Annotated in this window: 12 protein-coding genes; 5 read left to right on the top strand and 7 right to left on the bottom strand. The window is 34.0% G+C overall.

The genetic code is table 11. The features are described from left to right. Positions 1-8 precede the first annotated feature (8 nt). The 3 genes from ACTJIW_RS07245 to ACTJIW_RS07255 all read right to left on the bottom strand — a co-directional run bounded on the left by ACTJIW_RS07245 (position 9) and on the right by ACTJIW_RS07255 (position 2,957). Positions 9-1,235, bottom strand: coding sequence for a PQQ-dependent sugar dehydrogenase (locus tag ACTJIW_RS07245; protein WP_012025292.1), 1,227 nt, complete (start codon positions 1,233-1,235; stop codon positions 9-11). A gap of 170 nt (positions 1,236-1,405) precedes the next feature. Then, on the bottom strand, positions 1,406-1,792 hold the full coding sequence (locus tag ACTJIW_RS07250; RefSeq protein WP_440715931.1) for a DoxX family protein: 387 nt from the start codon (positions 1,790-1,792) through the stop codon (positions 1,406-1,408). Positions 1,793-1,943: 151 nt separating this feature from the next. Continuing rightward, a complete protein-coding gene (locus ACTJIW_RS07255; RefSeq protein WP_440715932.1) occupies positions 1,944-2,957 on the bottom strand; it encodes a zinc-binding alcohol dehydrogenase family protein in 1,014 nt (337 codons plus the stop codon). 351 nt (positions 2,958-3,308) lie between these two features. Between ACTJIW_RS07255 and ACTJIW_RS07260 the strand changes: the two genes are divergently transcribed. Both ACTJIW_RS07260 and ACTJIW_RS07265 read left to right on the top strand, forming a co-directional pair. Continuing rightward, on the top strand, positions 3,309-3,869 hold the full coding sequence (locus tag ACTJIW_RS07260; RefSeq protein ID WP_440715933.1) for an N-acetyltransferase family protein: 561 nt from the start codon (positions 3,309-3,311) through the stop codon (positions 3,867-3,869). A gap of 146 nt (positions 3,870-4,015) precedes the next feature. Further along, on the top strand, positions 4,016-4,450 hold the full coding sequence (locus tag ACTJIW_RS07265) for a DoxX family membrane protein (RefSeq protein WP_012025296.1): 435 nt from the start codon (positions 4,016-4,018) through the stop codon (positions 4,448-4,450). A gap of 66 nt (positions 4,451-4,516) precedes the next feature. Here ACTJIW_RS07265 and ACTJIW_RS07270 read toward each other — a convergent pair whose 3' ends face one another. The 4 genes from ACTJIW_RS07270 to ACTJIW_RS07285 form a co-directional block, all read right to left on the bottom strand. Then, on the bottom strand, positions 4,517-4,909 hold the full coding sequence (locus tag ACTJIW_RS07270) for a hypothetical protein (RefSeq protein ID WP_073409359.1): 393 nt from the start codon (positions 4,907-4,909) through the stop codon (positions 4,517-4,519). 81 nt (positions 4,910-4,990) lie between these two features. Further along, positions 4,991-6,907, bottom strand: coding sequence for a tetratricopeptide repeat protein (locus ACTJIW_RS07275; RefSeq protein WP_440715934.1), 1,917 nt, complete (start codon positions 6,905-6,907; stop codon positions 4,991-4,993). A 170-nt stretch (positions 6,908-7,077) separates the two neighbouring features. Next, positions 7,078-8,343, bottom strand: coding sequence for a hypothetical protein (locus ACTJIW_RS07280; RefSeq protein WP_440715935.1), 1,266 nt, complete (start codon positions 8,341-8,343; stop codon positions 7,078-7,080). A gap of 25 nt (positions 8,344-8,368) precedes the next feature. After that, positions 8,369-10,714 (bottom strand): TonB-dependent receptor plug domain-containing protein, encoded by a 2,346-nt coding sequence (locus ACTJIW_RS07285; protein ID WP_440715936.1) that lies wholly within the window; start codon positions 10,712-10,714, stop codon positions 8,369-8,371. A gap of 136 nt (positions 10,715-10,850) precedes the next feature. Between ACTJIW_RS07285 and ACTJIW_RS07290 the strand changes: the two genes are divergently transcribed. The 3 genes from ACTJIW_RS07290 (at position 10,851) to ACTJIW_RS07300 (ending at position 13,378) form a co-directional block, all read left to right on the top strand. After that, complete coding sequence (locus tag ACTJIW_RS07290; RefSeq protein WP_149207616.1) at positions 10,851-11,843, top strand: helix-turn-helix domain-containing protein; 993 nt, start codon at positions 10,851-10,853, stop codon at positions 11,841-11,843. A gap of 304 nt (positions 11,844-12,147) precedes the next feature. After that, the gene (locus ACTJIW_RS07295; protein ID WP_012025302.1) at positions 12,148-12,984 is read left to right on the top strand and encodes a sulfite exporter TauE/SafE family protein; all 837 of its coding nucleotides are present in this window, start codon (positions 12,148-12,150) and stop codon (positions 12,982-12,984) included. After that, entirely contained in the window at positions 12,971-13,378 is a 408-nt protein-coding gene (locus tag ACTJIW_RS07300) for a DUF1634 domain-containing protein (protein WP_012025303.1), read from the top strand. The genes ACTJIW_RS07295 and ACTJIW_RS07300 overlap by 14 nt, the downstream gene beginning before the upstream one ends. Positions 13,379-13,405 lie beyond the last annotated feature (27 nt).

Genomic DNA, 13,405 nt, shown 5'->3' on the forward strand with positions numbered 1-13,405 from the left:
TCAACAATTTATTTCTTATCTATTTTATAAAGTCTTCCCTGATCTGTTACGGCATATAAAGCTCCGTCGCCGCCTTGCGTAATATCTCTAAAACGCTGGCCTTCGCCTGCCAGAAGTCTTTCTTCTCCCACAACTTTATTGTCTTTAATTACCAATCTTGCAATATGCTGACCGCTTAAAGAACCAATGAAAAGGTTGTTTTCCCATTCCGGAACACGATTTCCTGTGTAAAAAGTCATACCGCTTGGAGAAATAACCGGATCCCAGTAATAAACCGGCTGTTCCATTCCTTCTTTCTGCTGGATAGCGTCACCAATTGGATCACCGCTGTATTCAATTCCGTAAGTAATAGTCGGCCATCCGTAATTAGAACCTGCTTTTAAACGGTTCAACTCATCACCTCCTCTTGGTCCGTGTTCACTTTGCCAGATCTCTTTTGTAACCGGGTGAATTGCTAATCCCTGCGGATTTCTATGTCCGTATGTGTACAGCTCAGGTAAAGCTCCGGCGCCGCTAAAAGTTGGATTTCCAGAAGCCGGCTGTCCGTCTTTTGTAATTCTTAAAACTTTACCTAAACTTGCTGTAAGCGACTGCGCCAAAGGTCGGGTTTGTAAAACCGAACGTTCTCCAGTACTAACAATAAGATTCCCTGTCTGGTCAAAAAGAATACGTCCGCCATAATGAAGATCACTAGGATTTGCAGGACTTGAACGGTAAATAACCGTTGCATTTTCGATTGTTTTTTCGTTAGCAGCCAGTTTTCCTTTGGCTACAGATGAAATATTTCCACCTGTTACAGCTTCAGAAAATACCCAGTAAATCATTCTGTTTGATGCAAAATCCGGATCAAGACACAAACCTAACAAACCTCCCTGATTAGCAGGATTTACAGCCGGAAGACCCGTAATTGGTTCACTTACCACTCCGGCAGTTGTGACAATACGTAAAGTTCCCGTTGTTTTTTGAGTCACCAAAAGACGACCGTCAGGAAGCGCTTTAACGCCCCATGGACTTGTTAGTGCACTTGTAATAATATCAGCTTTAAATTCTGTATCTGTTGTCATACCAGCAATTCTGGTTTGTCCGTTAAATGCAGGTTTATATTGAGTATTTGCAGGATTAGTTTCTACGGGATCAGTTACTGTTCCGCCTCCGTTTGCAGGAGTATCATCGTTGTTGCAGCTAAAGGCAAATAATGCACTCGAAAGAATAAAAATGTACTTTAAATTTTTCATAGTAGTTATTTATTAAATTAATTTGGGTTATAAGCGTCAAATGTCTAAAATTAAAAACGGCTTATTTTATATAATTTAAGGAAAGACTTACAGAATTCTTATCAGTAAACATAAAAAAAGACCGTTTTAAATAAAAACGGTCTCTTTTTGTATATAGTATTAAAAAGAAATTAATCCCATTTATTGGTTTTAGAAACAGCATATTTTCCTGCTCCTGTAAAGAACAATCCAACTGAACCTAAAAGATAAAGCATCAATAATTCGTTTGCATAACCTCCGTGTTCGCTGATTGAGAAAATATCCTGAGCATGTGCTACGGCAATGGCAACGACACAAGTTACAGCAAGAAGAACTGCAGCAATTCTGGTACGGAAACCTAATAAAACAGCAATTGGAGCTAAAACTTCTCCAATATAAACAGCATATCCAAATGCTCCCATATTGTCTACCAGGAAAGAAATTCCATGAAGAACTTTAGAAATTCCGTGAAATAGCATTAAACCTCCAACGCTGATTCTGATTAGTAATAATCCAAGGTCTGTGTTTTTTGAAATCATAACAATTTTGTTTTGGTTTTTAAAAAATTAAATACAAATTTGGCTTGTAAGGCCGCTAAAATACAAAAATTGTTAAGATAAAAAATATGTTATTTAAATTAATTCTAAATAAAAAACCTCATATATCACACACTTATCCAGAATGCTGTTTTTAAAGTTTTATTGCAATTTTTCCAATTGTTTTTCCGGACTCTAAAAGCTGATGTGCTTTCTTTAAATTTTCAGCAGTAAGTCCTTTATATGTTTCTTTTAAAGTCGTTTTTAAAACGCCTTCATCTAATAGATCGGCTATTTTGTTTAAAATATGATGCTGATCGATCATGTCTTCTGTTTGAAACATTGAACGTGTGTACATCAATTCCCATGAAAATGAAACACTTTTACCTTTCAATTTATTCAAAACAACGGGTTCAGCACTTCCGGTAATTGAAGCAATATGTCCCTGAGGTTTTATTAATTCGGCCATAATGTCCCAATACGCATTGGTATCAACAAAGTCTAAAATGAAATCTACGTTTTGAAAACCAGCTTCTCTAACCGATTCAATTAAGTTTTTATGATCGACAACAAAATCAGCTCCCTGTTTTTTACACCAGTCAATGGTTTCCGGACGTGAAGCTGTGGCAATAACGGTTAATCCCGCAATTTTCTTTGCCAGCTGGATAGCAATAGAGCCCACACCGCCGGCACCTCCAATAATAAGAATTGATTTTCCTTTGTCTTTTTCAGGATTAATTCGAATTCGGTCAAACAGAATTTCCCAAGCTGTTAATCCTGTTAACGGAATAGCAGCTGCTTCGGCATTAGTTAAGGATGTTGGTTTATTTCCAACAATTCTTTCGTCAATAATTTGGTATTCGGCGTTGCTTCCTTGTTTGGTAATATCTCCGGCATAATATACCAGGTCGCCAACTTCAAATAAAGTTACTTTTTCGCCAACGGCCTGCACAATTCCAACTGCATCCCAGCCAATAATTTTTGGGGTTTCTAATACGGTGTCTTTTGCACCGCTCTGGCGAATTTTAAAATCGACCGGATTTACTGAAATCGCATCAATTTTTACTAATAAATCGTGCGGACCTGGCGTTGGTTTTACAGTTTCAAATTCAATAAAACTGTCTTTTTCTTCTATAGATAATGAGGTTTTGAATCCTATTGCTTTCATTGTTTCTAAATTTTGGTTCAAATATACTAACAAAGATACGAGCGGTTTGATTCTTATAATTGGTATAATTTTATGCAATATTTGTACAAATTCAGCATTTTTTAAGTTCTAAAATGCTAAAGTTCTTGAGATTCGACATTTTTTTCTCACGCAAACTGGGCAGATGTTTACTGAAAAATTAAACACATAGAAACATACTGCAGAAACTTCGGAATTATTTTGAAAAAAGAATTGAGAAAGAAACTAGTTTCTCACACATAACTAAATAACTTATGAATGTCGCAGCAAAGAAAAACCAGGGTTCTATGTGTTTATAAAGCATTAAATTTGCTAAACAAAAATCTTTTAAAAATGAATATCAGAAAAGCCGAAATATCCGATTCTAAATATATTGCTCCTATATTATTATTAGCAATGGAAGATATAATTTACAAATTTATTGCTAAAAAAGATTACGCCGCTGCCAAAGACTTTCTGGAGTATTTCGCTTCAAGAGAAAACAATCAATATTCTTATCAAAATTGTTTTGTTGCCGAAGAAAATAATGAAATTATTGGTGCAGTAAATATTTATAATGGATCTGATATAGAAACATTACGTGCTCCTATTATCGATTATGTGCGAAAGAATTATAATCCTGAATTTAATCCCGAATTTGAAACCCGCGCAGGAGAGTTTTATATAGATTCATTAGGCGTTAATCCAAATCATCAGGGAAAAGGAATTGGTTCTAAAATACTTCGTTTTTTAATTGATGAATATGTACATAAAAATCAGCAGACTTTAGGACTGCTTGTTGAAGAAGATAATCCTTTGGCAAAAAGTCTTTATTTAAAGCTGGGATTTGAAATAGTGGGCAAAAAAACTCTGGTTGGCAAAAAGCTAGAACATCTTCAAATAAGTCATAAATAAAAACTCTATTCCTTGTTTTGTGCACTTTATCGTTTATTTTAAACAATTTGACGATAATTCTGTCGTTATAAAAAACAATGAGGCTTTTTTTCTAAATTTTGAAAAAGCCTTTTAATGACGTATTGAAATAAAAACTAAGAATCAGAATGAAAAACATAACCATATTAGAAGCAGGTTTAATTTTAAGAATAGTTTTAGCAATTACAATGCTTTCAGCGGTGGCTGATCGATTTGGAATTTGGGGAGCGCCGGGTTCAAATGGTGTTGCCTGGGGAAATTGGGAAAATTTTGTTGTTTATACACAAACCCTCAATCCTTTTGCAACTAAATCTGTGGCAGAAATACTAGGATCTATTGCTACTTTCTTTGAAGTTTTATTATCTCTTTTATTACTTTTTGGATTCAAAACCAGAATCGCCGCTTTGGGAACTGCTTTTTTGATGCTGCTTTTCGCACTGGCTATGGCAATTTCAGTTTCGGTAAAAGCCCCTTTTGATTATTCGGTTTTAACGAGTGCCGCTGCGGCATTACTGCTTTCTACAATTGGAAAAACTGTTTTTGCAGTAGATAACAGAATATAAACACAAAAGGGATAGAGTACTCTATCCCTTTCTGCCCCAACAAAATATTTAAAACACCATTAATTCCTACAATAGGGATTCTACATAACTTGCAATTTGTGAGTCTGTTTGGTAACTAAAAGAGGACTGGACTAATTGGACGGTTAAAAACAATGTGTCCTCTTTTAATTCCACCTTAACATCGTCATTATTTTCAGAATTGGTTAAATGAATTGTACTCATTTTATCCTGTAGTGCTTCTTTTCCCATATCATCTATACAAATCTTTTTTACAAATGATTCTACATCATCAAAAACATATTCCAGTCTTGATAATGGATATTCGTCATAAGCTGTAAAAGTATTCCAGTCAATATCTACTTTAATATCATAACCGGCTCTTTCTTTTAATTTTGCTTCAAAAGCCGGAAGTTTTTCTACTTTAATTGATTCTGCTAAACGTTTTTCTGCTAATCCCATATTGATTTTAGTTATTAATTACGCTGGCAAATGTATCTTCCGGATTTATTTCCTGCATCACTATAAATAGTGATTTTTACTTTAATGATTTATCAAATCAATTACTCCTTTGTTTGCTAAAATTTCAGATAACATATCAGATTCATAGCCCATCATTTTAGCTTTTCTGGCTTCTTTTAAAGCTTTTGCCGGATCTTTTAGTTTATAATACATTTCTCCCAGATTGCAGACAAAAATGGGTTCTTTAGGATTTATTTCGATTGCTTTTTCAAAATAAGGAAGTGATTCTTCATAACGCAGTTCCCGATCTAAAATACATCCGTAATTATTGTAAATAAGAGCATTAACTGGTGCTTCATGTTCTGTTTTTGCAATAAAGTAATCTCTTTTACTGTAACAAATTTCAAAACCTTTTGTATACCAAAGTATTCGTGCTTCCAGAAAATAAGCCGATGCATATTGAGGATCTATAACTTGTAAAGCTTCGCAATTCTTTTGGGCGGCTTTATAATTTTTCGCAAAAACAAAATCCCAGCCTTCTTTTAAAAGTGTACGTTTTGTATTGTCCATTCTTTTTTCAAGCAGTTCTTCGTCCATTTCCTTTTTGCGGTATTCATCAATTTCAATTTCCCAATCCTCAAAAACAACTTTTTTTGCGTTGGATGAAATTGTAAAAACAAGATCTTTTGGATTACTGTCTTTAAAATCAAGAGAAAACAAAACCCTATTTTCAAAATCATCAGGTAAAACCTGCTCAATAAACTGATTTAGTTTTTGTGTATTTATGTGCAGTTTCAGCCACGGAAATAAATAGGAACCTCTATAAACAAATGTGATTTTTTTAGGCAGATAACGCGGTGAAATTTCTACTGCAGCTTTTTCGATCTTGTCATTTCTAAAATTTGTGTCGGTAATTTCCAAATAATGATTTTCATCTAAACCCGAAAACTCTAAATTCCAAATTACTGATTTATCTTTCAGTTCGAAACGTTCCTGAATATTATTTGATTTTCTGATGCTTTCAATTAACTGAGAAAAATGTTCTTTGTTATTATAATATTTATGACTAAGCTGAAGTGTGATAATTTTTTCATTCTTTTCTTCTTCACTTATCTCGGTTGGTTTATTAGTCGAAAAGTCAAGCAAAACCGCGTCATCATTATATAATTTAAAACCTCCGTTTAGGTAAATATGAAGATAAGTGCGTTTTATTTTCTGGCCTCTTATGTTTTTGGATTCGTTTAAGGGATATTTCTCTTCTTCGAGTTTTAATTTAGTAAAAGGGAAAGGAATATTGATTTTATAATATTGATCTTCGATTATAGAATACCATGAAATTTCAAAACGATCTGCATCAAAAGGAATATGAATTAAACCTGAAAAAGCAGATTGCTGCAAATGATAATATTTAGAAGATATTTCCATTTCTGCTAATTCTTGATCTGAATAAAATGGAATATTATTTTCTACTTCTATATCAGAAATTAAATGTTTATCCGAATTTATAAAAGCAATCGAATCAATATACATAAGGTGTTCTCTGTCGTGATAAACACTAAATGATGCTTTTAAATACGTATTGGCCAAACGAACTTTTGCATAATAATGCGACCCGAAATAATAAGTATAATAAACTATTGGTGTTCCCAGCAGAATCGTTAACCAGATTGAAAAATACAAACCGTTAAATAGTGTTGTTTTTTGATACTGCACCAAAGCATAAACACCATAATCTGCAAAGAGTAAAAATGCTGTGAGCAGAAAAACTCCTGTCAGGAATTCTAAAGTAATTCCGGCGCGGGATCTTCCATAATAATAAAAGTAAAAATAACCGCACCAGGCAAGTGCTGCATTAAAAAACACTGCAAATCCCAGCCCGATAAAATAAAGCAGTACATAACTTATAAGTGCGGCCGCACACAATAATCCGACGGGAAAGAAAATTTCACCGCTAAAATAAACGGGATCAACTTTTTTATACGAACGGTAAGTTTTCATGATATTCTTGAGTTAAAAAAGCAAATGTAAAGGTTCGCTAAACCACAGAAGTCATCATAAATAGTGATTTTTAAAAAGTAATATTCAAAAAAAAACAGAAGTAATTTTAAAAATTACTTCTGTTAAAAAAAATAGTATTTAGGGCTAAATATCTAAGACAAAACTTAAAATTAGTCTTTGATGATGTTAAATCCTTGGATTCTTCCGCTTTCTTTTAAACGGAAAGTTTCTTTAATTTCTTTTGTTACAGGGTTATACTGATTAACTCCTGAAAAACCATCTGTAGTACTGTTTGATAAGAAATAGATATCTCCGTTATGGAAAAATGGATTTTGAGTTGTATAGAAATTATCCGGCGGGATATTTAAACGAGTTGCTTTTTTAGTCGTAACATCGATTTCATTCCAGAACCAAACATCGTCTCTGTATCTAACTCCGTGCTGTCCGCCTCCATAGTAAGAAACTGCTCTTGATGGAATTGTAGTATAAATTTTGTTGTTGTAAGCAAAAAGTCTGTTGAATTCAGCAGGAAATTGGTATGATTTCATGTCAATTGCAAACGTAGTATCAAAATTAACTTCTCCTTTTTTAATTCTAAGAATTTTTGAAGAATAGTCGCTTGGCTGCGTTTTCATGTCTCCAACAGAAGCAAAATATAAATCTCCTGTAACTTCGTCTAAACTCCATAAAACGTGGTCAATAAATACACCTAAATTCGTTGTATTACCCATTTTTGTAACGTTTTCGATTTTCTTAGCAGTTAAATCATACACTGCAATAGCAACTTCTTTAACTACTGGAGTTACCTGCCAGTTTCCTGAAGCTTTGTCTCCCAATAATAAATCTAAGTATAATTTATTGTCTCTTTTTGCAATTATCAACTGCCCAATTGACTCTAATGGCTGTCCTTCTGAAAGTGAAGTAAAATCAATTTCTCCTGTTCTCTCCATTGTTGCTGGGTTGAAAGTCTGAAGTTTTAAACCTCCTCTTACTCTATCCCAGTAGTATCCTTCTGTTGCGCTGGCAATTAAAAAATTAGTTTCGTAAGCATTAGAAAGAGATGGTAAAAATCCCTGATCTACCACTTTACCAGATGCATCAAGCCCCATTTTGTTAATTCCTTGTTTTGCATTTGAAACATCATTTACTTTAAAAAGACTTTTTTCAAATGTTCTTCCTCCTAAAGAAGAAGTTACCTGCAAAAATGGCAATCCAGAAAGGTTGATTTCTCTTGATTTGTTATCTTTTAATGCATAAACACCACCGCTCCAGTTAGCAGCACCATTGTATATAATCCAAGTTTCGTTTTTTGGTAAAGTATCGTCGTTATTTCCGTTTTCCGGAGTGTTGTTATCGTCATTGCTGCTGCAAGAAAATAAAAGCATACAAGCAGCGATTCCTGCCAGTACTGAACGAAGTGAGTTGCTTCTTTTCATAGTTGATCTGATTTATTGGTTTTATTTAAAAAAAATTATAAACTAACTTAAGGTGGAATGATCTTCCGGGTCTCTGCACATTAAAGTTGTCATACAGTCGTACATCTCCAACGTTCCTGCATTCTGCTGAAACCGTTGTTTTTTTATCGGCAAAATGATAATAAACTCCAACATCATTAGAAAACTGTCCTATTCTGCCGTCATCAGGAATAATTAATGAAGTTTGAAAATCTTTTACCGGACCAAATAAAGAGGGTTCCTGACTTTTTGGTATTTCTACTAAGAAAAATCTATGGGTATAATTGGCATTCCAGGTAAAATTTAGACTGTCCTCATTTTTGAAAACATTTTTGAAAAAAGTATTTGCCCAAAAGTTGCCAAACAAAAACGGAATATTAGGAACTCTCGAATCATTTAAGTAGGCATATCTAGATTCTCTTTCTATTCTTCGAAGGTCCTGATAGGTCATATTAAACCCTATGTTTAGCCATTTTACTGGAGCATAATTAGTTTCAAACTCAAAACCTTTTACTGTAGAATTCTCATAATTGATGTATCGGTTAAACGGAATATCAAGCTGTAAAAAGATAATATCCTGTACTTTTCTGTAGAATAAATTAGCCGAAAAGGTTAAACTGCTGTTTTCTTTGAGTATCGAATACTGACCGCTTAAATTTAGATTATGGCTTTTTTCAGGATTAAGATCTAAGTTTTCTTTAACCAGTCTGGCATCACCAAAAATCTCGTATTCATCTGGAAGACGTGTGGCATATTCATAAGAAAATTTCAATAGATAATTATTTTGTTCCCATTTCAACCCTCCCAGATATCCAAACTGGCTGTCTTCTTTTGAGGATTGCCACGCAAAACCAAATTTGTCGGTTGTGTAGCCTTCTGCATTATAATGGTAGTATTTTGCTGCCACAATGCTTTCCAGCTTTTTATCCAGAAATAGTGAACGCCACGCAAATGCCATATTATCTTTTCGATACGTTGCCGGAACCGTTAAAACATCAACACCGGTAACTATAGAAACGGCACCTAGAGGATCGCTCCCTTTTCTTCTTTGAGAGTAATATAATTCACTAAATTCTAAAAAGTTACGATCAGAAAGTTCATATTCCATATTCAATCTCGATGAAACAAAATTGAATTTCATTCGCTGATCATTTCCTGTTCTTATCTCTCCCGGCTGAAATTTTAAATTGTAAGTTTCGCCCAGCCAATTGTAACGTAATCTTGTTGTATCAATAAACTTGGTATTAAAATGACTGTAATTGGTTAAAAAAGAAACTTTTAGTTTATCGTTAAAAAACTTCTTACGATAATTAATCATTCCCGTATAATTTTGTTCTTTCGAAAATGCCTTTCCGTAAACACTTACCATTCCCGCATCATTTTGAATCTGTTTGTAGAAATCAGAATAAATTAAGGTCAAACGAATATCATCTGCCCATGATTTTTCTTTTAATCCAATAAATGCTTCTCCGTAATTAGATCTCGTCATGTCATGGAAACGTTTTACATCTCTCTCAACATTTTCAATTGGAACACGTACTTTGTAATTATTATCAGAATAATTAAAAGAACCGTTAAAACCTCCGTAAAAATTCTTTTTATTTTGAAGATAAAGATTGGCTGTAGCGCGATGTGTATTAAAAGAAGCGACTTCATACGATACTTCGGCAAAATCTTTATTAGAAGTTCTGGTAACAAGATTAACCCCTCCGCCCAATGCATCAGAGGCCAGATAAACCGGCATAACACCTTTATAAATTTCAACACGGTCAAGCATATTTACAGGAATTGTTCCAAGACTGAAACCATGTCCGAACAACTCAATTGGAATTCCGTCTTTAAAAATACGAACCGCTTTGCCCTGAAGTCCGCCAAGGTTGACCTGCACCTGAGAGCCAATATTTCCATTAGTTCTTATTTTCACTCCAGAAGCTCTGTTTAAAAAATCGCCAACATCGCCCGCTTTGTCATACTGCTTTTTAAAATCGATAACCTGAACTGAAAAAGGAGATTCTTCAATCTGTTTTTTTACGCTTTTGTTTTGAACGGTAACTTCTTTTAAATTTGCCGATTCACTGTTGGATGAATCCAAACGAAATGTAAAATGATTATCCTGACCGCAGGCAACAGAAACGGTTTGTCTGGATTTAATAAGATCATTTTTTACAATTTCAATTGTATAATTTCCATCGGTAAGTGAAATTTCCAGAAGACCTGAATTATTACTGGTTCCCATTGGTTTATTATTAACCAAAACGGTCAGGCCTGAGGCTGGATTTCCGAGATTATCTTCAATATGAATATACACCGGACAGGCATTTGCAGAGAACAAGCCAACCAGAAACATAAACATAAGGTTTAATTTAAATGTCAAAGCTGTTTTTATTTAAACTTATTATAAATTATATTTGCAGTGCAAAAGTATTTGATTACTAATGGCTGCATTTATGAAAGTGGAAGTTTTAATTATGAATTTAGAAGTATAAGGAATGGCATTTAAAATTGATTCTAATGACTTTGCGGATTTTCTGGAAGTGGATGAAAAGCCAGATCTGGAACTGTCCAGGATAGAAATTCAGGATGAAAAAGATATAAAATTTGCCACCCCAAAAGGCGATATTTTATTTCATGAACATACTATTACAGATGAATTATCTATTTTGCAGGGAAATTATCAATTGCATGATGATGTTGCTATTTCTGGTCATGGAGATTCTCCGCTGTTAGAAATGCACTTTAATCTTACGAATCAAAAAATCGGATATATAAATCCGGGTTCTTCTAAAGGTTATGCTTCGCCAATGTCCGGCAATATTACTTTTCTTTCAGCCGAAGACAACCACGCAAAAATCGACTTCAAAAAAGATATTATTTACAATACGTTTGATATTCATCTTCCTTTAAATGTGCTTACTAAATATGAGGGAGAATCTAAAGTAATGGATAGTTTTCTCAATAATATCCAGAAAAACAGCAGTAATGCTTTAGCTAAAAATGAAATAAAAATAAGCGCTAAAATATTCAGCGTTATAGAAGATATTAAAAACTGTTTTTATCGAGGCCTGACTCGAAAAATCTACATGGAATCTAAAGTCTATGAACTTATTGCTTTAAGTCATTATAATTTAGATATCGAAAAACAATCCCGAAACTTAGCCGGCGATGATGTTGAAAAAATAAAGTTTGCAGCGCAGTTAATCCGTGAAAATATTGATAATCCGTTTACGATTGTAGAACTGGCGAGAAAAGTGGGCGTAAACCAAACTAAACTGAAAGAAGGTTTTAAAACTGTTTTTGGCGATACCGTTTTTGGTTATCTGCAGGAAATCAGAATGAATAAAGCCAGACATTATTTATCAGATACTTCACTATCAATTCAGGAAATAAGCCACCTTTCCGGTTATCAAAATGTTTCTAATTTTAGTATCGCTTTTAAAAGGATTTTCGGCTACCCGCCTACTAAATTGAGACTTAAGGTTTAGTATTTAGTTTTCAGTCGCAGTTTTCAGTCGCAGTTTATAATGTTTTGCTAAATATTGAAATTTAACCGCAAAGCATGCTAAGATTTTTATCTTATTTTATCTAACGACCGCAAAGTACGCAAAGCTGTATATCAATAAGGCTTTGCGTACTTTGCGATTTTGTGAAACTCTATTGGCAAATTCTTAGCGTACTTTGCGGTTAAAAAACCCAATACTAAAAATTTTTAAGGTATATTTAAGTTCTAAAAAACTTCCTGAACAGATATGTATTCGTAAATTAGCAAATACAAAAAACATATTTTAAATGACAGTACTTACTTTTACCCTGATTATGCTTCTTGGGGCTTGTTTAGCCGGTTTTATTGGATCATTATCAGGCTTGGGCGGCGGTATCATTATTATCCCGCTTTTAACAATTATTCTTGGTGTTGATATTCATTATGCAATTGGTGCCGCTTTAGTTTCGGTAATTGCGACTTCTTCAGGATCGGCGGCGGCTTATGTAAAGGAAGGGATTACCAATATGCGTCTCGGTATTTTTCTTGAAATCGCCACCACAATTGGAGCCGTTTGCGGCGCATTGCTTTCTACGATCGCTCCTACTTCATTCATCGCCGTTTTATTTGGACTTACACTAATTTTTTCTGCTATTAATTCACTTCGAAAGAAAGAAGAACATATTGTTTTAGAATCGAGCCCGCTGGCAAAAAAACTAAAATTAAACGGAACTTATCCAACACACGAAGGAGAAGTCGTAAGTTACGGAACCAAAAACGTAATTGGCGGTTTCAGTATGATGGGAATTGCCGGAATGATGTCGGGTTTATTAGGAATTGGTTCCGGAGCATTTAAAGTAATTGCCATGGATAATATTATGAGAATTCCGTTTAAGGTTTCGACTACTACAAGTAACTTTATGATGGGCGTTACAGCAATGGCAAGTTCTGTAATTTATATCCAAAAAGGATATATTGAACCTGGAATTTGTATGCCTGTGGTTATTGGCGTACTATTTGGCGCTATGGCCGGAGCTAAAGTTTTGGTAAAAACCAACCCAAAAAAACTAAGAATATTTTTTGCATGCCTGATTTTCGTACTGGCAGTTAATATGATCTACAACGGAATTAATGGAAAAATCTAAAGTTATGCAGCACGAAAAATTTGGAGAAAAAGATTTTCAAACTATTATTGGAAACTTATTGCGTTATGGCGTCTGGATTTCATTATCAGTTGCTTTTATTGGCGGCATCGTATATTTAATGCACCACGGAAGCGAAATCGAAGATTATTCGGTTTTTAAGGAAAATGATCGAAATATATTCGAAGTAATTTCAACAGTTGTCAATGGTGCAATTGATGGTCGAGGTGAATTTTTAATTTTCTTTGGAATCATATTATTGTTTTTAACACCAGTATTTAGGGTTTTACTTTCATTGTTTTCATTCATGCTTGAAAAAGATTATCTGTATGTTGTAATTACATTAATTGTAATCCTGATTATTATCACAAGTATTTCATTTGGTTTTTCACATTAAAAATAGCCGTAAGCTTTAAGCTGTACG

Source organism: Flavobacterium sp. 22659, assembly GCF_052044235.1.
GTDB lineage: Bacteria > Bacteroidota > Bacteroidia > Flavobacteriales > Flavobacteriaceae > Flavobacterium > Flavobacterium johnsoniae.

What these genes read in the sequence shown, in the direction of transcription:
- ACTJIW_RS07245 (WP_012025292.1), bottom strand. Translation starts at nt 1,235, where the DNA reads ATGAAAAATTTAAAGTACATTTTTATTCTTTCGAGTGCATTATTTGCC.
- ACTJIW_RS07250 (WP_440715931.1), bottom strand. Translation starts at nt 1,792, where the DNA reads ATGATTTCAAAAAACACAGACCTTGGATTATTACTAATCAGAATCAGC.
- ACTJIW_RS07255 (WP_440715932.1), bottom strand. Translation starts at nt 2,957, where the DNA reads ATGAAAGCAATAGGATTCAAAACCTCATTATCTATAGAAGAAAAAGAC.
- ACTJIW_RS07260 (WP_440715933.1), top strand. Translation starts at nt 3,309, where the DNA reads ATGAATATCAGAAAAGCCGAAATATCCGATTCTAAATATATTGCTCCT.
- ACTJIW_RS07265 (WP_012025296.1), top strand. Translation starts at nt 4,016, where the DNA reads ATGAAAAACATAACCATATTAGAAGCAGGTTTAATTTTAAGAATAGTT.
- ACTJIW_RS07270 (WP_073409359.1), bottom strand. Translation starts at nt 4,909, where the DNA reads ATGGGATTAGCAGAAAAACGTTTAGCAGAATCAATTAAAGTAGAAAAA.
- ACTJIW_RS07275 (WP_440715934.1), bottom strand. Translation starts at nt 6,907, where the DNA reads ATGAAAACTTACCGTTCGTATAAAAAAGTTGATCCCGTTTATTTTAGC.
- ACTJIW_RS07280 (WP_440715935.1), bottom strand. Translation starts at nt 8,343, where the DNA reads ATGAAAAGAAGCAACTCACTTCGTTCAGTACTGGCAGGAATCGCTGCT.
- ACTJIW_RS07285 (WP_440715936.1), bottom strand. Translation starts at nt 10,714, where the DNA reads ATGTTTATGTTTCTGGTTGGCTTGTTCTCTGCAAATGCCTGTCCGGTG.
- ACTJIW_RS07290 (WP_149207616.1), top strand. Translation starts at nt 10,851, where the DNA reads ATGGCATTTAAAATTGATTCTAATGACTTTGCGGATTTTCTGGAAGTG.
- ACTJIW_RS07295 (WP_012025302.1), top strand. Translation starts at nt 12,148, where the DNA reads ATGACAGTACTTACTTTTACCCTGATTATGCTTCTTGGGGCTTGTTTA.
- ACTJIW_RS07300 (WP_012025303.1), top strand. Translation starts at nt 12,971, where the DNA reads ATGGAAAAATCTAAAGTTATGCAGCACGAAAAATTTGGAGAAAAAGAT.